General features: G+C 31.7%; 18 protein-coding genes. All 18 read left to right on the top strand.

Annotated features, from left to right (window positions below; genetic code table 11):
* Positions 1-3 precede the first annotated feature (3 nt).
* The 18 genes from KJ971_06895 (at position 4) to nusG (ending at position 23,012) form a co-directional block, all read left to right on the top strand.
* A complete protein-coding gene (locus KJ971_06895) occupies positions 4-2,037 on the top strand; it encodes a DUF1282 family protein (protein ID MBU1145564.1) in 2,034 nt (677 codons plus the stop codon).
* Entirely contained in the window at positions 2,024-4,315 is a 2,292-nt protein-coding gene (locus KJ971_06890; GenBank protein ID MBU1145563.1) for a hypothetical protein, read from the top strand. The genes KJ971_06895 and KJ971_06890 overlap by 14 nt, the downstream gene beginning before the upstream one ends.
* On the top strand, positions 4,308-5,183 hold the full coding sequence (locus KJ971_06885) for a sugar ABC transporter permease (protein ID MBU1145562.1): 876 nt from the start codon (positions 4,308-4,310) through the stop codon (positions 5,181-5,183). The genes KJ971_06890 and KJ971_06885 overlap by 8 nt, the downstream gene beginning before the upstream one ends.
* Positions 5,183-6,100 (top strand): carbohydrate ABC transporter permease, encoded by a 918-nt coding sequence (locus KJ971_06880; GenBank protein ID MBU1145561.1) that lies wholly within the window; start codon positions 5,183-5,185, stop codon positions 6,098-6,100. The genes KJ971_06885 and KJ971_06880 overlap by 1 nt, the downstream gene beginning before the upstream one ends.
* A 182-nt stretch (positions 6,101-6,282) precedes the next feature.
* Positions 6,283-7,539, top strand: coding sequence for a hypothetical protein (locus tag KJ971_06875; protein MBU1145560.1), 1,257 nt, complete (start codon positions 6,283-6,285; stop codon positions 7,537-7,539).
* Positions 7,540-7,613: 74 nt separating this feature from the next.
* Positions 7,614-11,408 carry a hypothetical protein gene (locus KJ971_06870; GenBank protein ID MBU1145559.1) on the top strand — a complete coding sequence of 1,265 codons (3,795 nt, stop codon included), beginning with the start codon at positions 7,614-7,616 and terminating at the stop codon, positions 11,406-11,408.
* A gap of 215 nt (positions 11,409-11,623) precedes the next feature.
* Positions 11,624-13,399, top strand: a complete 1,776-nt coding sequence (locus KJ971_06865) for an ABC transporter ATP-binding protein/permease (GenBank protein ID MBU1145558.1) — start codon at positions 11,624-11,626, stop codon at positions 13,397-13,399.
* Between the two features lie 45 nt (positions 13,400-13,444).
* On the top strand, positions 13,445-15,208 hold the full coding sequence (locus KJ971_06860) for an ABC transporter ATP-binding protein/permease (GenBank protein MBU1145557.1): 1,764 nt from the start codon (positions 13,445-13,447) through the stop codon (positions 15,206-15,208).
* 124 nt (positions 15,209-15,332) lie between these two features.
* The gene (cls, locus tag KJ971_06855; GenBank protein ID MBU1145556.1) at positions 15,333-16,853 is read left to right on the top strand and encodes a cardiolipin synthase; all 1,521 of its coding nucleotides are present in this window, start codon (positions 15,333-15,335) and stop codon (positions 16,851-16,853) included.
* Positions 16,854-16,874: 21 nt separating this feature from the next.
* On the top strand, positions 16,875-18,161 hold the full coding sequence (locus tag KJ971_06850; protein ID MBU1145555.1) for a DNA recombination protein RmuC: 1,287 nt from the start codon (positions 16,875-16,877) through the stop codon (positions 18,159-18,161).
* Between the two features lie 111 nt (positions 18,162-18,272).
* A complete protein-coding gene (locus KJ971_06845; GenBank protein ID MBU1145554.1) occupies positions 18,273-18,470 on the top strand; it encodes a cold shock domain-containing protein in 198 nt (65 codons plus the stop codon).
* 207 nt (positions 18,471-18,677) lie between these two features.
* Positions 18,678-20,015 (top strand): cysteine--tRNA ligase, encoded by a 1,338-nt coding sequence (gene cysS / locus KJ971_06840; GenBank protein ID MBU1145553.1) that lies wholly within the window; start codon positions 18,678-18,680, stop codon positions 20,013-20,015.
* Positions 20,012-20,389 (top strand): ribonuclease III, encoded by a 378-nt coding sequence (locus tag KJ971_06835; protein ID MBU1145552.1) that lies wholly within the window; start codon positions 20,012-20,014, stop codon positions 20,387-20,389. The genes cysS and KJ971_06835 overlap by 4 nt, the downstream gene beginning before the upstream one ends.
* Positions 20,390-20,479: 90 nt before the next feature.
* The gene (rlmB, locus tag KJ971_06830) at positions 20,480-21,196 is read left to right on the top strand and encodes a 23S rRNA (guanosine(2251)-2'-O)-methyltransferase RlmB (protein ID MBU1145551.1); all 717 of its coding nucleotides are present in this window, start codon (positions 20,480-20,482) and stop codon (positions 21,194-21,196) included.
* Between the two features lie 3 nt (positions 21,197-21,199).
* Positions 21,200-21,739: a sigma-70 family RNA polymerase sigma factor gene (locus KJ971_06825; protein MBU1145550.1), complete on the top strand. Its 540-nt coding sequence runs from the start codon at positions 21,200-21,202 to the stop codon at positions 21,737-21,739.
* 61 nt (positions 21,740-21,800) lie between these two features.
* Positions 21,801-21,947 (top strand): 50S ribosomal protein L33, encoded by a 147-nt coding sequence (rpmG, locus tag KJ971_06820; GenBank protein ID MBU1145549.1) that lies wholly within the window; start codon positions 21,801-21,803, stop codon positions 21,945-21,947.
* A 9-nt stretch (positions 21,948-21,956) separates the two neighbouring features.
* On the top strand, positions 21,957-22,451 hold the full coding sequence (gene secE / locus KJ971_06815; GenBank protein MBU1145548.1) for a preprotein translocase subunit SecE: 495 nt from the start codon (positions 21,957-21,959) through the stop codon (positions 22,449-22,451).
* Positions 22,452-22,469: 18 nt separating this feature from the next.
* Positions 22,470-23,012, top strand: coding sequence for a transcription termination/antitermination protein NusG (gene nusG / locus KJ971_06810; GenBank protein MBU1145547.1), 543 nt, complete (start codon positions 22,470-22,472; stop codon positions 23,010-23,012).
* Positions 23,013-23,178 lie beyond the last annotated feature (166 nt).

The raw sequence follows: 23,178 nt of genomic DNA, 5'->3' as shown, positions 1-23,178 counted from the left end.
ATGATGAAAAAAATTCTTATTGTCATTAACCTTATGCTTCTTTGTTTTCTATTCATCCCTTCTAGCTTTGTTTTAGCTGATACAGTATTTTATGAAAACGAATATCCTTATGATACGTTTACAGTAGATTATGAAGGTAATTTAACGTTCACACAAACTGCTTATACACCAGTTGGTGTCTTAAACCGTGATGTTGTGTTGTTAAATCCTGAAGATCTATACGTAAAAGACGACCTTGTTTATATTGCTGATACGGGAAATCATCGTGTTGTTGTGCTTGATTATTCAGGAAATGTAATCTTGGAAATTGGTGCAGATGTTTTAAACCAACCTACCGGAATTCATGTATCTCTCGAAGACTATCTTTATGTTGCAGACAAGGGAAATCAATTAGTATATAAGTTTGATTTAGATGGAACCTTGATAAGAACATTTGGACGACCAACGGAACCGTTATTCGGAAGTGGATCGCCTTATGTTCCGATTAAAGTAGTAGTCGGAAGTGGAGAAAACATTTACGTAATTGGGGATGGGTCAACAAGTGGAGTCATTCAATTAAATTATGATGGATCCTTTTTAGGCTATTTTGGAGTTAATCTTTCAAACAAATCCGTTATCGAACGGATTGCAGATCTATTTGTTTTACCAGGAGAATATGCAAGAAATATGCCACCTTCTCCTACAAATATTGCGATTAATCCCAAGTCGCTGGTTTATACTTCTACACCAAATACGATGTATGCATTAAAGAAACTAGATGTGAATGGGAACGATATTTTAACCGCTTCCAATTATAATGTTGAACAAAATGTTGTGGATTTAACGGTAAATACTGAAGGATATCTTTATGGTATTTATGATGATGGATTGATTGTAGAATACGATCCTTCAGGGAACCTATTGTTTGCGTTTGATGTAATGAAATCCAACTCAAATGTTTTGGGATTAATTCAAAGCCCATCTGCCATTCAAATAGATGATTACAATAATCTATTTGTACTTGATATGGGAAAAAATGAAGTTGTCGTTTATCAACCTTCCAGTTTTGCAACTTTGGTTCATGAAGCCATTGATATGTATAATCAAGGAAAGTATTTAGAAAGCACCTTGCTCTTTGAATCAATCTTAGATCAAAACAATAATTTTGCGTTGGCTCATAGTGCTCTTGGAAAAGCGTATTATCAAGACGAGCTTTTTGATAAAGCATTAGAAGAATATCTTCTTGCAAATGATTTGCCAGGCTATACAGAAACCTATTGGAAAATTAGAGACATCTGGCTAAAGGATAATTTAAGCCTTGTTTTTAGTTTAATACTTGGATTCATTTTTGTTTTTCAAATTGTAAAAGTTGTTAATAAAAAAACTCAAGTGTTTGCAACAGTAAATCACCAATCAAAGAGATTTTTTAGTCTTCCGTCTGTCAGGAAATTTACCTTGATTTTCTATGTAACAAAACACCCAATTGATGCTTATTATGAAATAAAAAGAAAAAAACGATCAGATGTTTTAACTAGCGTAATTATATTACTTGTCTTGTTTATTGAGTATTTATGTTTACTTAAATTTACTGGATTTGTCTTTAATCATTATGCTGATAATATTAATCTTTTCTTTGAAGCAATCAAGTTTTTTGGTGTGATTGGATTGTTCATCTTTTCAAATTATTTAATTGCTACTTTGTCGGATGGAGAAGGATGGCTTAAGGATGTCTTCATTGCAAGCGTATATGCGTTAAGTCCCTTATTGTTAGGAATTATTCCACTTATCATTTTATCAAACATCTTAACTCTTAATGAATCTGTCTTATACGATTTATTTCTATATTTTATTATTATTTATACGTTAGTCTTGGTATTTTTAGGAATCAAAGAAATTCACAATTACGAAATTAAAGAAACAATAAAAAATCTTTTACTGACTATTTTTACCATGTTTATTATCATTTTAATTTTATTTATCATTTACGTGTTTGGTTCTCAACTTTGGGACTTTATTTCGTCTTGGACTAAGGAGGTGTTCTTCCGTGTATTCAAATAAAATTTTAAAGAAATTAATTTTATTAGTGTTGATTATACCTCTTGTGTTTTTATGTATTCCTCTTTTAGCAAAAATGAGTCCATCAACTATAGAAAGTGATTCTCTTCCCGAAACCGAAACATTATTAGATGAGACATTTCTTTCTTCAAATCAATTTACTCAAGCAGATGACCTAGCTGTCGTAAATAATTTCTTAACCATTCCTAATACCTATATTTTAGTGGGTGAAACAGATAGCTTAGCTTTATACTTTGAAGAAGAGAGTTATGCCATTCGAATTTTGAATAAGGCAGATAATTTTATTTATGGTTCCTCATTATCAACAAAAGATGATAACTTAGAAAACTTTAATACAACTTGGGAAGGCATCGTTAATTCTGCAGTAACGATTAAATATTATTCATACAGCGATACTTCTGGAGTGTATACCAGTTTAGAAGAAAGTATATTAAAAAGTAATCTAACAACAACAAGTTATACTCTCATCGAAAATGGATTTGAAGTGGACATCTTATTCGGAGAATCTGGCATAGGTTTAACTTTAAGAGTTTTTATTGAAGGAGAATATCTAAGAGTTGAAGTTCCAAACGATTCAATATCAGAAGGAGATACCTTCAAATTAAGAAGCATTAAAACTTATCCATTCTTAGGATCCGTTTATGGAGACTCTATTCCGGGATATATTTTTGTTCCTGATGGATCGGGTGCATTAATTCGATACCAACCTATTGATACGATAACTGATATTTATGAATTTCGTTATTATGGAACAGATGAAGCTATTTCGACTAGTTTGGAATTCGAACCAAATCTTGCATTTCCTGTATCTGGTATGATTCAAGGAATAAACCAACATGGGTTTATTGCGATTGTGGAGGACGGAGCATTATTTGCAAATTTAGTTGTGAGTCCAGCAAAAAATAATCTTAAATATTACTATTCTTACAATGAGTTTTTATATCGCAGATTATACCAAGCTCCAACTTCTGAATCTCAAGCTCTTTCTGGTTCTGGAAGACAAGTAATTCAAGAAGACATTAATTCTTGTAATGTTGCGCTGAAATACCGTTTTCTTGCTGATGAAGAAGCAAATTACGTTGGAATGGCAAAGGTTTATCAAACTTACTTGTTAGAAGAATCTTTAATGACACAAAAAATAAATGAAACAGATGAAGTTGGTATCTTTTTAGAAGTCTTAGGTTCTGAAGATAAAGCCGGATTTATTTTTGACGAAACGATAGTATTAACTGACGTTTCAGATTTAGAGGCAATACTCGATGAACTTTCTTTAAGTGTCAATTCTATAAAGGTAGTCTATAAAGGTTTCTCTGATGGTGGATTTACTAGCTCGGGATTAGTCTATAAAAATCTTGATTCTCATTTAGGGACAAAACAAGAATTTCTGGATTTGGTTGAAAATTATGAAACAGATCAAATTGAATTATATTTCTATTTGGACACCATGAAGGTATATGAAAACGCAAGTTTTAGTACCTATCGAGATATCACACAAAAAATCAATCAAAACTTATTAAAATTAGATGGGTTCACAAAATCTTATTATTATGTATCTCCTACAAGAGTTGCTAGCGCATTTATAGAATCTGTTCGAATTTTAAAAGAAAAAGAATTAAATTATTTTGCCATCGGAACGATAGGTCATACCATTTATTCAGATTATAAAGATGAAAACAACGAAATAGATCGTAACGAAGCAATGGCAATCTATCTAAACATGTTAGAAGAAGCAGATATTGAATCGGTATTTTATCAACCATTTCTATATTTATTGAAGTATTCAAATGCTTACTTAATTACGCCAACGACTTCAAATAAGTATCGGATTTATAGCGACAGTGTTCCATTTGTTTCTTATGTGTTAAGTGGAATTTTAGAAGCTTATGCACCTTTCCAAAATTTTATTACGAATCAAAGATTTGAGTTACTTAAGATGATTGATTACCATTTGTATCCTTCTTATATTTTGACTCAAGAATCTTCTTACTTGTTACAAGATACAGAACTTCAACAAATATATTCATCTAGTTTTTCTACTTGGAAAAGTGAAATAATTTCTCAGTATGATTTTATTAACCTTGCTTTAAAAGACGTGGTAAATGCATCGGTTTTACAAAGAAATTATTTAGATGTTGGTGTATATCAAGTAGTTTATGATAATGGAGTATCGATTTACATAAACTATACGAATATGCAACAAACATTTAATTTAACTACGATTGAACCCTTAAGTTATAAGGTGGTGACATCTAATGACTAAAAAACCAATGAATCGAAATCTTCGTCAAAATTTAGTGGGTTGGTCTTTTCTTTCCATATGGGTTATCGGATTTTTAGTGTTTACTTTGTATCCAATATTAATATCATTTTATTACAGTTTTGCAACGGTTACGTTAGACCCAGAAGGAATCCAAGCGACTTTAAATGGCTTTGAAAACTATCGAAGGATTTTTACTTCAGCTGAAGGCTTTAGTTTCTTACAATCGGTTAGTGACTTTGCGATTGAAATTTTATTTAAAGTTCCAATTATCACTGTGTTCGCTATTATCATTGCAGTTATGTTAAATCAAAAAATGAAATTAAGAGGACTCTTTAGAGGAATATATTTTCTACCAGTCATTATTGCTTCTGGTCCAGTAATTAACCAATTAGTAAATCAAGGAGCCGCAACAATTCCTTTGGTAGAACAGATGGGGATTATTAATTTAATTAATGAAACTTTTACTGAAAGTTTGGCAAGACCTATCGCAAACATTTTCTCTGAATTAATCGTTATCTTATGGTTTTCTGGAGTTCAAATATTATTGTTTATTGCAGCACTTCAAAAAATTGATAGAGCCACTTATGAAGCCGCAATGATTGACGGGGCCGGACCTTGGGAATCTTTTTGGAAGATTACCATGCCATCTCTGAAAAGCATGGTAATGGTATCTGTCGTTTTCACCATTATTAATCTTGCGACATTCTCTGAAAATGAGGCGATTGGTCACATTAAAAATAACATGTTTTTAAATGGATTTGGTTTTTCATCAGCAATTGCTTGGGTGTATTTTCTTGCGCTTGCTATTATTTTAGGAATTGCAGCACTTGTACTTGGTGCGTTCTCGAAAGATAAGGTGAGAAGATAATGCAAAAAAAGACAAAACTAAAAATTAAACGCGTTCTTTTAGGAAAAAGTTTAAGTGAAGGATTAATTGGAAAAACCATTTTATACATCATTTTAATGATTATTGGGTTTGTGTATTTGTATCCAGTTATTAAAATGTTTACTTACAGTATTAAAGATTTAGCGGATTTAGTGAATCCAATCGTTGAGTGGATTCCAACGAAAATCTATTTAGAAAATTATCGCACTTCTTTTGTTGTTTTGAATTATGGTAGAACACTTCTATTTAGTTTATCAGTTACATTGATTCCAGCCATTTTTCAAACAATCACAACAAGCATTACGGGATACGCGTTGGCGAAATTTCAAATGAAGTTTAAAAAAGTGATTATTATCCTAATATTAATAACCTACTTAGTGCCAACTCAAGTATATATGATTCCAAAATATTTATTGTTTGATCGTTTAGGAATTCTTGAGACTGCTTGGTCGGTTATATTCCCCGCAACATTTGGGCAAGGATTATCTTCAGCAATTTTCATATTAATATTTTATCAATTTTTCAGGATGCAACCCATTGCTTTGGATGAATCAGCTGAGATTGATGGAGCGAATCCTTATCAAGTCTTCTTTAAAATAGGTGTGCCTTTGGCACTACCGGCTTATATCACTTCATTTTTATTTTCATTTGTATGGTATTGGAATGAAACTTACATGTCTTCGTTATTTTTAGGCCCCAATCTATACACGTTACAATTAAAATTACTTAATTTTTCATCTCAGTTTTCGTTAGCAGAAGGAATTAGTCAAACTGCGGTGAATGAGGCTATTAAGTTTAGTGCAACCATTTTAATCATTGCCCCTGTTTTGATTGTATATCTCATTATGCAAAAATGGTTCGTTGAAGGAATTGACCGAACCGGTGTTACAGGAGAATAGGAGAATATCATATGATAAAAAAAGGATTTTTAATTAGTTTTACGCTATTGTTAGCTTTCGTATTATTTGCTTGTGATAATGTAACTTCATCTTCCATATCAATCACAACTACGACGACTTTAATAAGTGAAACAACCTCTTCAACTACGACGATTTCGGCTGAGGAATATGTTTATAATCCAATAGACGTCCCTGATTATGTATTGGAAGAAGAAAGACTATCTTTTAAGTTTTTTTGGGAAGTAGTCAATGGAGATCTTGAGTCAGATGGGTATGGATTAATTGCGGATCGAATCAATGTTGATACGTTATCGTTTGGAGATGCGTCCATTGCATCGGTTGGGTATGGGCTAGCGGCTATTTCGCTTGGGATCGAGAATGATTGGATTTCTTATGGCGAAGGATACGAAAGAGTTTTACATACCTTATATACTTTAGAAAATATGCAACGAACCCATGGGTTTTATTACCATTTTGTAGACATGGAAACCGGTCTAAGATCTGGAACAACTGAAGTATCTATTATTGATACCGCTATATTAATTTGCGGTGTAATCATGGCAGGAGAATATTTTGGTGGAGAAATAAAAACCATTGCAAATGAATTGTATCAAGCCATTGAATGGAATTGGTATTACAACCAAGATCGAATGATGTTTTATATGGGCTATACCCCAGAAGATGGGTTTGAAGGATATTGGGATATGTACAGTGAGCAACTTATGCTTTATTTTCTTGCCGCAGCCTCAGATAATTATTCGGTAGGAAAGGAAGCTTATGATATGATGAAATCTAGTTCTACTAGAAAAAAATATGGGACATCGGATTATTTTTATACATCATATCCAGGAACACTTTTCACTTATCAGTTTTCACATGCTTTCTTTGATTTTAGAACGGTATTAGATAAAGAAAATTATAATTGGTTTACAAACTCGATTAACGCATCAATCGCAGCTTATGATTACGGAGTTTGGCAATCGCAAAACTATGATACGTATAGTACTCTTTCTTGGGGAAACACGGCTTCAGACGGACCTGATGGGTACCGAGCATACGGAAATTTACCTGCGGTTGGAACGATTTATGTCGATGGAACGTTAGCTCCTTGCGGAGCAGTAGGATCAATTGCTTTTGTTCCTAATTTAGTAATTCCAGCTATGGAAAACTATGCATCTATAGTAAGCCTTCAAGGAAAATATGGATTTAGAGATGCTTATAATCTCGGATTAACAGAATCTGCTAGCACCTCGATTATAAGACCAAATAGAATACTTCCAGTAAATGGATGGTTTGCAACAGATGTTATTGGTATTGATAAAGGTATTACCGTTTTAATGATTGAAAATTATCGATCGAATTTAATATGGGATTTCTTTATGCAAAGCGAAATCGTCCAAAAAGGATTTGAGGAATTAGAATTTACAATCTTAGCTTAGGTCTATACAATTCTTAAAGAATTGTTTACAAATAGATTATTATTTTTAAAAATAGATAAAGGAGGATTCAAAAAATGAGATTCAAAAAAGGATTATTGTTTTTAGTTGCTTTTGGTTTTGCTTTTGCGTTATTGGCTTGTAACGAAGTTACTACCACAACAACTACAGCAGGTACCACAACGACTACAACTACAACAGAAACTACAACAACGACAACCACAACAGTACCTACCACACTAAAATTAAGTATTTTAGATGGATGGGTTGATGGAGCAGATGGTGTAAATACAATTACACAAAGCGCTACTCAATTAGCAGTTACCTATGACAAAGCAGGTTTTTCATGGGCAAGTATGACAAACTCAATGGCCGAAGAAGACTTATCAGCTTATAATAAGTTAGTTTTTACTGTAAGCGGACAAGGAACTTTGATGGTTAAAATTGAAGGAGCAACTTCAAATTTTGAAGTTTCCATTCAACTTACAGCTGGAGAAGTAACCTACCAACTTGACCTTCGCGATTACGATGTATTTTTAGGCGGAGTTACACAAGTTGTTTTATTCGGAGCTCCTGGAAAAGCAGTAGGAACTGGTAACTTTACAATGACAAAATTTGAATTTGATGAAGGAACAGCTTTTGGAATCGTTTTAGATAATGGAGATTCCAATATTCCTGAAAACGAACAAGTTTATGATGGAACTGGAGAAACATTTGATTTTTCTTTAGGTTTTGTTGACAATGGTGACGGAGTATATGAAATTGACAATTCTGGAGACAATCCAGTTGTCACTTATACAAAAGGCGGTTTTGATTGGCCTTATATGTTATCAACCGTATCAGGAGATTTTTCTGATTTCGATTATGTTGTTTTGACCGTTAAGGGCATTACAGCTGGATCAGTAATGCTCAAGGCGGAATTGAGCACAACGGTTAAAGAAGAAATTTCTGGTTCTTTTGCAATCGATGAAGAAATCACTTTGTGTTTAGATTTATCATTATGGACAAACGAACAACTAGATGCTTTAACTAAAATTTTAATTTTTGCTGAAGGTGGATCTACCACTGCAACAGGAGAATTTGAAATCTTAGGAGCTTATTTCTCAAAAGTATACGTTGGTGAAATCGTTGAAGAAGGAGTGTATAATTTTATTGATGGTTGGGAAGAACTTGACCTTGGTTCATACACTTTCTCAACAACAGTTGATGATACAACACTTGTAACTTACACAAAAGGCGTTGGACAAACATATATATTTATGAGAAACGATTTTGCAGCAGAAGATGTTTTGGGATTAAATACAATGACACTTGTTGTAAAAGGAACAGTAGATAAAACAATTTTATTGAAACCAAACAATAACGGCGCTTTAGAACAAACCGTTGTATTTACAGGTGAAGAACAAACAATCGTTATATCCGCAGAATCCTTTACAACTATGTTAATTTGTGCTGAACCAGGTACCGAAAGTGTATCAGGAACTTTTGAAATTATTAGTGCAAAATTAACATATATTGAACCAAATTATGACTTTACGACTGTCTGGGTAGAAAATGATGTAGATACTTATACATTCACAACGACAGAAGAAAACACTACAACAGTAGATTACGTTAAAGATGCATTCCAAGCTTGGGCATTTATGAAAAGCGATTTTGTAGCTGAAGACGTAGATGGATTTAACACAATGACTTTAATTCTTAAAGGTACTATTGGAAAATCAGTTATGTTAAAACCAAATAACGATGGCGGATTAGAACAAACTGTTACCTTTACAGGCGAAGAACAAACAATCGTTATTTCTGCTTATTCCTTTACAACAATGGTGATTTTTGCAGAAGCAGGAACTGAAAGTGTATCAGGATCATTTGAAATCATCAGCGCTAGATTAACCTACGTTGAACCAGATCCTATTGATGCATCTATCGTTGTTGATGTTAATGTAAACTGGCTTGACAATGATGGCGGAATTTATACTTTCACAACCGTTGATGGTGTTGTTACAGTAGATTATACAAGAACATCAGAACAAACATGGGCATTTATTAAAACGGTATTCTTAGATAATTTATCAGACCATGATATGATAGAAATGGTAGTTAAAGGTACTCTTGGAGACCAATTAATTATCAAACCTAATAATAATGGAGCATATGAACAAACCATTACCTTTACAGGCGAACAACAAGTAGTAACCTTTACATTAACAGATGCTCCAACTTTCATTTTAATACTTGTTGATCCAATTTTTGGAAGTTTAACTGGAAGCTTTGAAATCATTAGTGCAAAAGTTACGTCCTCTACACTGGGTTATGATTTTACAAAAACATGGGTAGAAAATGATGTTGACACTTATGACTTTACAATTTTGAGCAGTGGAACAACTCAAGTAGATTATACAAAAGGTGTTGACCAAGGCTGGACATTCATGAAATCTGATTTTGTGGCAGAAGATATTTTAGGTTTAAATACATTAACGATTATTCTTAAAGGAACACTTGGAGAATCGATTATGTTAAAACCTAACGATGATGGAGCTTTAGAACAAACCGTTGTATTTACAGGCGAAGAACAAACAATCGTGATTACAGCAGCAGCATTTACTTCAATGGTTATGTTTGTACAACCTGGCACAGCTGAAGTTTCAGGAACATTTGAAATTATTAGCGCAAAATTAACTTACATCGAACCTTGCTATGATTTTACAACTGGTTGGGCAGAAAATGACGTTAATACTTATAACTTTACAACTCAAGAAGATGGATCCGTTCTTGTAAATTATACAAAATGGTCAGATCAAGCTTGGGCATTTATGAAAAATGATTTTGTTTCAGAAGAAGCACAAGATTTTAATACAATGACAATTATATTAAAAGGCCCTATTGGAAAAACATTATTAATTAAACCAAACGATAATAACTCTTTAGAACAAAACATTACCTTTACAGGCGAGGAACAAACAATTATCATTACATCAGTTGATGAATTTACAAAAATTTTAATGTTTGCTGAACCTAATATTGGTCTTGTTAAAGGGTCATTTGAAATTATTAGTGCAAGATTAACATATATTCAACCAGCACCAATTGATCCTTGGGTAGATGTTGTTTTAGGAGATAATTGGGAAGATGTAGATGGCGGAATCTATACTTTCACAGATGTAGAAGGATCCATTTTAGTAGAATATGATAGAACTTCAATTCAAACTTGGGCTTCGATTAATTATGTCTTTGAAGATAATTTATCAAGACATGATACAATTGTAATCGTTGTAAATGGTACTGCTGGAGCTCAATTAGTTATTAAACCAAATAATAACGGAGCGTATGAACAAACCATTACTTTTACAGGGGAAGATCAAACGTTTACCTTTACACTTACAGATACTCCAATTAATATTTTGATATTTGTTGATCCAATAATTGGAAGTTTAACTGGAAGTTTTGAAATCGTTAGTTGTACGGTAACTTCAACCATGGATACACTTAATTTCATTGATGGTTGGGCTGAAAATGATGTAGATACTTATACATTCACTCCACAATTAGATGATTCACTTCTTGTAAATTATACAAAAATTGCTGGTCAAGAATGGGCATTTATGAAGTATTTGTTTGATGAAGATTTAGCTTTAGGAATGAACACAATGACTTTAGTAGTTCAAGGAACTGTGGACAAATCCATTCTGTTAAAACCAAACGATAACAGCGTAAATGAACAAACTGTTACTTTTACAGGTGCAGAACAAACCGTTGTTATTTCACTTGATTCTTTCACTTCAATGGTTATGTTTGGAGAAGCGGGAATCACTGATGTTACAGGATCATTTGTAATAATTAGTGCAGTGCTTTCTTATACAAACCCAGAATAGGATAAAAAAGATTTTAGTTAGATTCTAAATTTAAAACCAGCTATATTAGGAAGATTGTTTCCGAAGATAGCTGGTTTTTTTGTTTTAGGATGCATAAGTATGGATAAAGGCGATAAAAACATATGAAAAAGATATCAATCTTTTTGTTTTTTTAAATTGTAATTTCTTACGAGATGAAGTACAATAAATCTGTTTCTTTCTTGGGGGTGCGTAATTTGATTTTTGGAAAACACGTCAATAAATTTTATCTAAAATACGGGTTTTTCTTTTTAATCGGTGTTGCAGCATTAGTTGCAGTAGATTTCTATCAATTGCTTATTCCAGATATTACTGGAAGCATCATAGAAGGCCTCGAATATGAGACGTTAACTTCAGAAGTATTAAAAGCATTTATGATGGATTTGATTAAAATCGCTCTAATTATAGTAGGAGGAAGATTCTTGTGGAGAATCTTCATTTTTGGTACATCTAGAAGAGTAGATTATGAACTAAGAAATATGATGTTTTCTCATGCAGAAAAATTAAGTCAACGCTATTATCAAGAAAAAAAATCCGGAGGATTAATGGCTCTTTTTACAAACGATCTAAATGCGGTTCGTATGGCCTTTGGTCCAGGACTAATGATGTTTTTTGATGTGTTTGCTTTAGGTGGAATGGCATTTTATAAAATGTATGCTTTAGATAAGACAATAACGTTTTTCGCTCTGATTCCTTTAACCCTAATAGCGATTATGGCTACGTTTATTTCTAGAATTACAGGAAAAAAATTCAAAGCGAAACAAAAAGCGTTTGAAAACATGAGCGACTTTACCCAAGAAAATTTTTATGGGATAAGCGTAATAAAAGCATTTGTGAACGAAGTAAAAGAAATGAGAGCTTTTGGAAAAATCAATAAAGATAATCAAGATAAAAACGTTTCATTTGTAAAGGCATCCACTTTAATGAGTGTATCAATTGAAATGTTTATAACCTTAATACGGATTATGATGATAGGAATTGGTGGATATCTAGTTTACCGGACTGTTGCTTTAGATATTACAGACCCATTAAAATTTTCCATTGGAGATTTAACGAGGTATGTTGCTTATTTTGGAATGCTTATTTGGCCAATGATGGCAGTAGGAAGATTAATCAATATGCGTTCTCAAGCCAATGCTAGTCTTCAAAGAATTAGCGGATTTTTAAATGAACCTATTGAAATTGTTGATGACGAATCTTGTGTTGAAATTGATCACATTGAAGGAAAAATTACATTCAATAATTTAACCTTTTCATATCCTGGAACAAGAGAAAAAGTACTAAAAAATATCAATTTTGTAATTGAAAAAGGACAAATGGTTGGAATTATAGGTAGAACTGGTTCTGGAAAAACCACGATTGTCGATTTGCTTTTACGACTTTTTAATTTAAAGACAAACGAAATTCTGATTGATGATTATGATATTATGAAATTGCCAATTAAACAATTAAGAGATTCCATTGGATATGTTCCTCAAGATAACTTTATTTTTTCTGATATCATAAAAAACAATATTTCGTTTTCTACCGATTTTGCTGATTCAGAATTAATTGAACAAATGGCAAAATACAGTGATGTTCATGAAAATATTATAGACTTTCCTAACCAATATGATACCATGGTTGGAGAAAGAGGAGTCACATTATCTGGCGGGCAAAAACAACGTATTTCGATTGCGAGAGCCTTGCTTAAAAATCCACAGATTTTAATTATGGATGATTCTTTTAGCGCGGTAGATACAAAAACAGAAGAGGAAATCATACAAAATCTTACAAAGCTTAGAAAAGGAAAAACATCCATCATTATTGCTCATAGAATTTCAACCATCAAAAATGCAGATAAAATCATTTTGATTGATGAAGGTGAAATTCTCGCAATTGGATCTCATGATGAATTACTAAATTCATCAAAACTGTATGCTGAAATGGTACTTCATCAACAATTAGAAGCTGAAATTGCGGGGGTGGAGTAAATGGCGCGTTCCTTTTTAGATATTGACACATTAACAAACCGTCAAATGAACGATTGGACGATTATCAAGCGATTATTATTTTATGTTAAACCATTCCTAAAACAATTATTTATTGCAACGATACTCGTCATTATAGTTGTTGCTTTGGATTTAGTTGGGCCATTATTTTTATCTGAAGTATTAGATGCTTTAGGAGAAGACCAAATTCAATTTTCTAAAATTATTTTAATAGTTGTTATATATTTAATCGTTTTGATTGTTGCGGCATTTGTATCTTATAAACAAACGATTTTATTACAAACGACTGGACAAAAAATCATTTATAATATTAGAGAAGATGTGTTTAATCATATAGAATCTTTATCAATTTCTCAATTTAATAATGTGCCAATCGGAAAACTTGTTACAAGAGTCACCTCTGATACAGATACATTAAACATGTTATACACCGACGTTATAATTAATCTATTTCGAAATATAATATCAATTGTAGGAGTGTTCGTAATTATGTTTGTTATGGACGCTAAACTGACACTCTATATCTTAATTGTTGTACCATTTATCGTTGTCGCATCTTTTGTTTTTCGTAAATATTCAAGGCAAGCTTATCGAAAAGTTCGAGCAAATGTTTCAATGATTAATGCTTTTTTATCCGAACATCTTTCTGGAATGAAACTCATTCAAATTTTTAATCGAGAAGAAAAAAAATATCAAGAATTTAAACAAAAAAATAAAACATTAAATCGAAGTTATTTAAGACAAACATTTACATTTAGTTTGTATAGACCTTTTATGTACATGTTATATGTCGTCGCCTTAATAATTGTTTTATGGTTTGGATCTTTACAAACCATAGCCGGAGTAATCACATTTGGAATGTTATTTGCGTTTACACAGTACATTTCAAAGTTTTTTAATCCAATTCAAGACTTGGCCGAAAAATTTGATGTCCTACAAGCCGCTTTTACCTCAGGAGAGCGCATTTTTGAGATTTTAGATACTCTTCCTACGGTAAGAGATAAGAGTTCAACTAAAGAGATTGTAGAGCTTAGAGGAAAGATTGAATTTAAGAACGTATGGTTTGCATACAACGAAGGAGATTGGATTTTAAAAGATGTATCTTTTGTCGTCAATCCAAAAGAAACACTTGCCTTAGTTGGAGCTACTGGATCAGGCAAAACAACTATTATTAGTTTGATTGTAAGAAATTATGATATTCAGCAAGGTCAAATTTTAATTGATGATATTGACATTCGAGAAATAAAACTAGGTACTTTAAGATCAAAAATTGGCCAAATGTTACAAGATGTTTTCTTGTTTTCTGGTACCATTGAATCTAATATTCGTCTTCGAGATGAAACCATTACAGATTCAGAAATTCTTTCAGCGTGTAAATATGTAAATGCTGAAAAATTTATTGACCGGTTACCAAACAAGTACGATGAATTAGTTAGAGAAAGAGGCAATAATTTTTCATCAGGACAAAGACAGTTGCTTTCGTTTGCACGAACGATTGTACACAAACCTTCCGTAATGATTTTGGATGAAGCAACTGCGAACATTGATACCGAAACCGAAGAACTAATTCAAGAATCTTTAAAAAAGATGATGAATATTGGCACTATGTTAATTGTTGCTCATAGATTATCCACTATTCAACATGTCGATAAAATATTAGTTATGCAAAAAGGCAAAATTATCGAAGAAGGAAGTCATCAAGAATTATTGAAGCAAAAAGGACACTATTATAATTTATACCGATTACAATATGATTCTTTGGTTGAAGGAAATCAACCAATTGTTTTCTAGAACCGCTCATTTGAAACGAACAAGAAACGTCTTCTAACAGACGTTTTTTCTTTCTTTACTTGTTATATTAAAAAAGAAAGATTTATGGTAAAATAGAGTAAGAAAATGTATGATGGAGGAGATTATGAAACGGATCTTTTTGGTAGTAGCATTGATAATTGTTGCATTGTTTCTATATACAATTACAATATTACAATACATTTATATCACTTCAATCAATAGCGTTTTACCTAATCGAATCATTTTATACGTTGTCGTTGGCTTTTTTGGAGTTTTTGCGCTTTTTCTAGCAATTAAAATTATCTTAAAGCAAACGTATGCTTACAATAAAAGCTATTGGATTATTATTATCTTGTTGAATCCAATCTTAGGAATAGTGCTTTACTTTATTTTTGCAAGGGATTTTGTAACAAAAAAATTCTTCAAGACAAGACCGTTAATTTCTTCAAAAGCCTTTTTAGGATTAGAAGAACTGACAAATCCGACTTATGAAAAAAGCCCCTATGGAGACATTTTCCGATTTGTTCATGAGACGACAGGAAGATCAGTATATGAAGACGACACCTTTGTTGAAATATTAAACAATGGAGATGTTTTTTTCCCAAGATTGATTGAAGAGTTAAATAAAGCAAAAGATTATATTTTCATGGAATTTTATATCATAAAAACAGATTGTATTGGAAGACGTGTATTAGATGTTTTAAAAGAAAAAGCACTTCAAGGTATAAAGGTTCATTTAATATATGACCATTTTGGTAGTAACAAACATCTTGATTTTAAGTATATGAAATCTTTAAAAGTAGCCGGGGTTCATATAGGGATTTTTGATCCTCAAAGCATATCGCTGTTTAATAGTAATGTTAATTTTAGAAATCATAGAAAAGCTATTGTGATTGATGGTTATGTTGGATTCTTGGGTGGAATCAATTTAGGAGATGAATACAACCACCAATCTTTAAAATTTGGATTTTGGCGCGATACTCATATTTTAATGATGGGTAATGGAGTTACTAGTATACAAAATGTTTTTATCAAAGATTGGTATTATATAACAGGAAACGTCATTGATAGACCCATGGATAAAACAAACGAACATTTCCCAGGATTGTTTTCTGTTGTGGAATCTGGACCGGATTTTGAAAATGGATTGATTAGAGATATTTATTTGAAAATGATATTTTCAGCAAAAAAATCCATAAAAATAGTAACGCCTTACTTGATTATCGAGCCAGAATTAATGGCCGCAATTAAAATAGCTAAGAAAAGCGGAGTTGAAATCTCATTGCTATTACCAGGAAAACATGATTTTTTTGTTGTTGGATTTGCTACTGAATCTTATTACGAACAACTCTTAACTATGGGAGTAAAAATATATGAATACATCGATTGTTTTGTTCATTCCAAAATACTAATTATCGATGATGAACTAGCCTCAGTAGGATCGGTTAATTTTGATCCAAGAAGTTTTCATCTCAATTTTGAAGTAACCGGAATTTTTGCAAATAATGCAGTAAAAGTATTGGTAAATAGTTTTAGTGAAGATATTAGCAAATCAAATCAAATAGATTTAGAAGTTTGGAACAAAAGAGGACTTATAAAAAGAATCATTGAAGGATTATTTAATTTATTCAGTCCAATTTTTTAGGACATTTAAAGGAGCATTGTTATGACTACACCAGAAATATTAGGATTAATCAGCGTAATCTTTGGAGCAGTTTCCGTGGGATTACTGTTTATCATTTTTTTAAGAAAACACAAAGAATCGCCAATGAATTCAAATTTAGATGCATTAGAAAATTCGCTTACCAAGCAGGTCGATGAATTAAAAATGACGATTACAAAATCGCTTTTTGAATCGATGTTTGAATTTAACAAACAAGTCAATCATCAACTACTAGATACTTCACAAAAATCATCAGATAATATCACTGAATTTCGATTAAATGTCAATAAAGAATTGGTTGGATTTCAAGAGAAAATTAATGAAAAATTGACCGTTGATTTTAAATCCTTAACAGATACCATTGATCAAAAAATGTATAAAATCAATGAAAAAGTAGAGGAAAGACTTACCAAAGGATTTAGCGATACCAATCAAACGTTTTTACAAATTGCTGAAAGAGTAAAAGTTATTGATGACGCACAAAAGAAAATTGAAAGTTTATCAAATGAAATGATAGGACTTCAAAACATTTTGTCAAACAATCAAGCAAGAGGATCATTTGGAGAATATCAATTAAATCAATTGCTTTACAGCGTGTTTGCAGATAATGATAAATTATATCAAACTCAATATACGATAAAGGAACAACGAGGAAAACAAGAATCCGTCAGAGCAGATGCGGTTGTATTTATGCCACAACCAAATAAAATGATAGCAATTGATTCAAAATTTCCGTTTTCATCCTATTCCAAACTTTTTGATAACAAAGAATTATCCAAAGAAGATGAATTAAAATTAATTCAAAACTTCGGAGCTGAAGTAAAAAAACATATCACTGATATTTCTTCTAAATACATTATATCTGGAGTTACAGCTGATTACGCACTTATGTTTGTTGCAAGTGATGGAATATTAGCTTTGCTTCATTCTAAACTTACTAATGTAATTGAATATGCAAGAAACAAATATATAACCATTGTTTCACCAACAACATTGATACCTTTGCTTTCTTCTTATAAAGCTGTTTATATTGATCACGAAAGAAGCAAATATGCAAATGAAATTAATCTTCAATTGTTGATGTTAAATAAAGAGTTTAAACAATTTGGAAGTGAGTGGAACAAACTCAATAGCAACATTCAAAACTTAACGAAACAAAGTGATAGTGTAAATATAAGAGTGGAAAAAATAAATTCTAAGTTCAGTCAAATCAAGAATGTAGACTTTTTAGATGAGGAAAACCCCCAAAAAATGATATCTAATTCTACCGATGAAGAGGAGAATTTATAGTTTTTTGGCGATATTCTACCTACATTCATTATTCAAATAAATTTGACTTGCAATTTATAGGATATCGCGGTATAATACCTTTAGCATCAAAATTAATTTAAGGAGAAACAAATGAACGGAACAGTAAAATGGTTTAACGCAGAAAAAGGTTATGGATTTATCACTGATGAAAATGGGAAAGATATTTTCGCACATTATTCAGCAATCCAAGGCGATGGTTACAAAGCTTTAGAAAACGGTCAAGCAGTACAATTTGACGTAGTTGATGGAGCTAGAGGCCCTCAAGCTGCAAATATAGTAAAACAATAGTCGAACTATAAACAACTTGTAAGTTAAACAAAAAAAGAAAAAGCATCTTTTAAAAGGTGCTTTTTTTCATAGTATTTATATTTTTTTATGCACAAAGAGAAAAACGATATAATTGCTTCAGTTCTGTTTTAGAATGAAAACTCAATTTTGCTTGATAAAAACAGCAATTTTGCTATAATTATAGTCATAGGAAAGGAAGTGCAATCCTTGAAAATATTCAATACATACACTAATTCATTAGAAGAGTTTATTCCGCATCACTTAAATCATGTTTCTATTTATGTTTGCGGTCCAACGGTATATAACTACATTCACATTGGCAATGCAAGGCCTGTGGTTTTTTTCGATGTGGTCAGACGCTATTTTGAATCGAAAGGATACTTTGTAAAATTCGTTTCTAATTTTACAGATGTTGATGATAATATCATTGAAAAAGCGCAAGCAGAAAATGTCTCAGAACTTGAAATCAGCAATCGATATATAAAGGCATTTCTAAATGATGTAGAATCACTAGGATCTAAAACGGATTATATAAAACCAAAAGTCACGGAGTACATGGATGAAATTATCTCATATATTAATGATTTAATTTTAACAGGATTTGCCTATGAAGTCGAAGGGGATGTCTATTTTAGAGTTTCAAAAATTAGTGAGTATGGAAAGCTTAGCAATCGAAAACTAGACGATTTGATTAGCGGGGCAAGAATAGAGATTAATCCTTTAAAAGAAAATCCTTTAGATTTTAACTTATGGAAAAAAACAAGCAAAGGAATAAATTGGGATTCTCCATTTTCACAAGGAAGACCTGGTTGGCATACGGAATGCGTTGCCATGATTGAAGATCTTTTTGGTGAAGAAATTGATATTCATGGTGGAGGGTCAGATTTGATTTTCCCTCATCACGAAAATGAGATTGCTCATTCATTTGCTAAACACAATCATAATGTTGCTAAGTACTGGATGCATAATGGAAGATTAAATTTAGAAACCGAAAAGATGAGTAAAAGTTTAGGAAATGTTATTTTCGTAAAAGATCTAACAGTAAATAAAATGGCATTTCGTCTCTTCATATTATCTACACATTACAGAGCCCCTTTAAATTTTAATTATGACAATTTATTATCGGTTGAAAAAGAATGGATTAAACTGGAAAACACTGTAAAATCGCTGTTTCGCAAAATTGAACTTCATTCTGATGATAAGCCTTTGACAAATGTCTCATCAGAAGAAATTAACAAGTTTCTTCAAGACTTCGACGAAGCAATGGAACTTGATTTTAACACACCAAATGCCATTACTGCTCTACAAGCGTTGATTAAATATTGCAACATTTTGTTGCGAGAAAAAGCAAACATTACTCTGTTAAAAAGCGCGCTAAGTGCATGCCAATTCATGTTAAACATTTTAGGTCTTTCTGTGGAACTTACTTTGTTATGTGAAGAAGACAAACAATTGCTTTCAAGATGGAAAGAAGCGAGAAAAATGAAAGATTTTGCATTGGCTGACAAATTAAGAGAAGAACTTACTCTAAGGAATTTAATATGATTTTACAAAACGGACTTACGCTAGCTTATATTGGTGACGCTTATTTTGAACTTAAAATTCGAAGATATTTATTGGATAAAGGAATTACAAAAGTGAATGAATTACATCAAGAAGCTATCAAGTTTACTCAAGCATCAGGACAAGCCAAAGCTATATTTTCTCTTTTAGATGATTTCTTAAATCCGGAAGAAATAGCTGTCTACAAAAGAGGAAGAAACATGTCCTCGACACATAAACCAAAAAATGCTGATTTAACAACTTATCGTCATGCTACTGGTTTTGAAGCAATGCTTGGATATCTTTACTTACAAGATGAATGGGATCGACTTGAAGAAATTATGAAAAGAAGTATAGAAATTATTGAAGAACTCTAATGATAAAATATGAGTTCTTTTGTCTCTAATTTGGATATTTTTTCAAGTTAGATATCAGATCAAATATGATATAATTAAAGTGGTGATAAAATGAGTGTATATATATATGGAAAGAACCCAGCTAAAGAAATCTTAGAAACTGATAAATTAATAATCAAAGCCTATTTTATGGATGACACAAAATCAGATTTATTTCTTGAAGTAAAACGAAAACAAATTCCGTTTGAAACTTTAAGTAAAAAGGAATTTGAAAAACGATTTTCTGGAAATACTCAAGGCATTGTTTTAGAAGTTGAAGATTATAAAACAGTTTCTCTTGAAGAGGTAATGAAAGATCTTGATTTGTCTTTGAATCCTTTTTTTATCATGCTTGACGGAATCGAAGATCCACATAATTTTGGAGCTATTATTCGTAGCGCAGAAGCGGGAGGGTGTTCTGGAATTATCATTCCGAAAAATCGAAGTGTTAAAATTACTGGAACAGTTGCTAAGGTATCCTCTGGTGCTATAGAATACATTAAAATTATTGAAGTTGTAAATTTAAATCAGACCATTGAGAAACTTAAAAAAAAATCTTTCTGGATTATTGGAACTGATGTGAATTCAGAAAAAAGTTACCAAGACATCTTCGTTGATAGGCCACTATGTTTGGTTATTGGAAGTGAAGGAAAAGGATTAAGTAAATTAGTCAAAGAACATGTCGATTTTAATGTTAAAATACCAATGATAGGAAAGATTAATTCGCTTAATGCATCAGTTTCTGCAGGCATTCTTATCTTTGATATTTTAAGAAGAAAAACGGAATAGCTTATGAATTTTCGCAATTATAATGATTATGAAATCATCAATTTAATTAAACAAGGTCATGAAGAAGCACTTAATTTGATGGTTGAAAAGTATAAGTTATTTATTGCGAAAAAGATTGGAAAATTCAACCTAGCTATTGAATACGATGATTGTTTTCAAGAAGGACTCATTATTTTGTACAAATCCGTTATTCAATTCGATGAAAGTTATAATAAATCCTTCACTCGGTATTTTGAGCATAATTTAGAAAATCGTTTCATATCAATTTTGCGTTCAAGAAATAGATATGGCAAATTTATTTATGAAAAATTACCTGTTCTTTTTGATTATGAAGTAAACGAAATTGAAAAAACCTATTTTTGTAAACAAGAAATGGAAGAAGTCTTTGAATCGTTTTCTACGTTTGAAAAATCGGTTTTTGAAAATAAGTTTTTAAAACACTTATCGACAATTGAAACAGCAAATTCTATGAATTGTGAAGTAAAAAAAGTCTATAATGCTATTGACAGGATAAGACAGAAGTTAAAAATGCATTTAGAGTAATGATTTTCTTGACATTTCAACGAATTTTTGATACATTTAATAAAGCAAGTGAGTTGATAAAATGAAAAATAAAGCTATCTTGATATGTCAAGAATGTTTATCTAGAAATTATGAAATAAAAAAAGACAATAATCATATTGTAAGATTTGAAGTAATGAAATATTGTAATAAGTGCAAAAAGCACACGCTACATAAAGAAAGCAAGTAGGAGGATATTATGGCTGATATCAAGAAAGAAAAGAAAGTCAAATTAGCAAAACCCAAAAAAGTAATCACTGAAGAAAAACAATCCCGTGTGATGGAGATTCTTAAAAAAGAATATGCCTTCGAAAACTGGCTTTTAGCCATTTTATCACCAGTACTTGTTTTATATGGTATTTATATTGTAATGGGCACATTTGGAAGCGTCGATCTAACCGCTATATTGGGAACTTCAGGAATAGGATTTGTCGATTTTTTCTTTGAAACAGATTTAAAAAGAATTCTTACAGGAGTCTTCTTAATTCTAATAGGCACATTAGTTATTGTTTATTTGGTCATTCCAATTTTAAAACCAAGTATTCAAGAAATGAAAAAAGTAAGCTGGGCTTCAGGAAAAATACTTGCAAGAAATACAACTCGAGTTTTTGGATTTTTGGTCTTTTTAATGGTGGTTTTTACGCTATACGGTTTTGTTCTTGACCCACTATTTAAATGGCTATATAGTTTGTAAAGGTCGTAGGCGGTACTGATGGATAACAATAAACGTTTATGGTATATCGTACAAACGTATTCCGGAAAAGAAAATTCGGTTAAGGATAATATTTTAAGACGGATTGAGACCATGGAAATGGAAAACCTTATTTTTCAAGTGATGATTCCAGAAGAGTTAAAAACTGAAAAAAAAGCAGATGGATCTTTAAAAGAAAAAATGGTTAAAATGTTTCCAGGATATGTATTTCTTGAAATGATTGTGACAGATGATTCATGGTTTGTCATCCGAAACACTCCTGGTGTAACTGGATTTCTTGGTAGTAGCGGAGGCGGAACGAAACCAATCCCTTTGTTGCCAGATGAAATTAATCCAATCTTGAAACAATGCGGATTGTTATCCGTTCAAAAATTAAATGCAAAACCTGGTCAAAAAGTTAAACTTGCCGCAGGGCCTTTCGCAGGTCAAGTAGGAATCATTGAAAGCATTGATGACGAAAAAGGTCAAGTGATGGTTCTAGTTGATATGTTTGGAAGAAAAACACCTATTGAATTAGATTTTGCAGAAATTGAAGTTATTTAAAAGTCGAAGAAATTCGACTTTTTTCTTTATTTAATAGGAAATTGTATTTTAAAAACAGATAAGAGTCAAAAGCAAAAAAGCCTACAGGAAGTAGGCTTAAGAAGATGAAGTTAAGAAATTACTTTATGTGTTTTTTCTTATTATAAACATCCAAAGGAACAACCTT

Source organism: Bacillota bacterium, from assembly GCA_018818595.1.
In the GTDB taxonomy this organism is placed as follows: Bacteria; Bacillota_I; Bacilli_A; order Izemoplasmatales; family Hujiaoplasmataceae; genus JAHIRM01.
Note: the sequence above shows the minus strand (reverse complement) of the source record. Positions and strands in the feature narration are given on the sequence as shown.

What these genes read in the sequence shown, in the direction of transcription:
- KJ971_06895 (MBU1145564.1), top strand. Translation starts at nt 4, where the DNA reads ATGAAAAAAATTCTTATTGTCATTAACCTTATGCTTCTTTGTTTTCTA.
- KJ971_06885 (MBU1145562.1), top strand. Translation starts at nt 4,308, where the DNA reads ATGACTAAAAAACCAATGAATCGAAATCTTCGTCAAAATTTAGTGGGT.
- KJ971_06880 (MBU1145561.1), top strand. Translation starts at nt 5,183, where the DNA reads ATGCAAAAAAAGACAAAACTAAAAATTAAACGCGTTCTTTTAGGAAAA.
- KJ971_06870 (MBU1145559.1), top strand. Translation starts at nt 7,614, where the DNA reads ATGAGATTCAAAAAAGGATTATTGTTTTTAGTTGCTTTTGGTTTTGCT.
- KJ971_06860 (MBU1145557.1), top strand. Translation starts at nt 13,445, where the DNA reads ATGAACGATTGGACGATTATCAAGCGATTATTATTTTATGTTAAACCA.
- cls (MBU1145556.1), top strand. Translation starts at nt 15,333, where the DNA reads ATGAAACGGATCTTTTTGGTAGTAGCATTGATAATTGTTGCATTGTTT.
- KJ971_06850 (MBU1145555.1), top strand. Translation starts at nt 16,875, where the DNA reads ATGACTACACCAGAAATATTAGGATTAATCAGCGTAATCTTTGGAGCA.
- KJ971_06845 (MBU1145554.1), top strand. Translation starts at nt 18,273, where the DNA reads ATGAACGGAACAGTAAAATGGTTTAACGCAGAAAAAGGTTATGGATTT.
- KJ971_06835 (MBU1145552.1), top strand. Translation starts at nt 20,012, where the DNA reads ATGATTTTACAAAACGGACTTACGCTAGCTTATATTGGTGACGCTTAT.
- rlmB (MBU1145551.1), top strand. Translation starts at nt 20,480, where the DNA reads ATGAGTGTATATATATATGGAAAGAACCCAGCTAAAGAAATCTTAGAA.
- KJ971_06825 (MBU1145550.1), top strand. Translation starts at nt 21,200, where the DNA reads ATGAATTTTCGCAATTATAATGATTATGAAATCATCAATTTAATTAAA.
- rpmG (MBU1145549.1), top strand. Translation starts at nt 21,801, where the DNA reads ATGAAAAATAAAGCTATCTTGATATGTCAAGAATGTTTATCTAGAAAT.
- secE (MBU1145548.1), top strand. Translation starts at nt 21,957, where the DNA reads ATGGCTGATATCAAGAAAGAAAAGAAAGTCAAATTAGCAAAACCCAAA.
- nusG (MBU1145547.1), top strand. Translation starts at nt 22,470, where the DNA reads ATGGATAACAATAAACGTTTATGGTATATCGTACAAACGTATTCCGGA.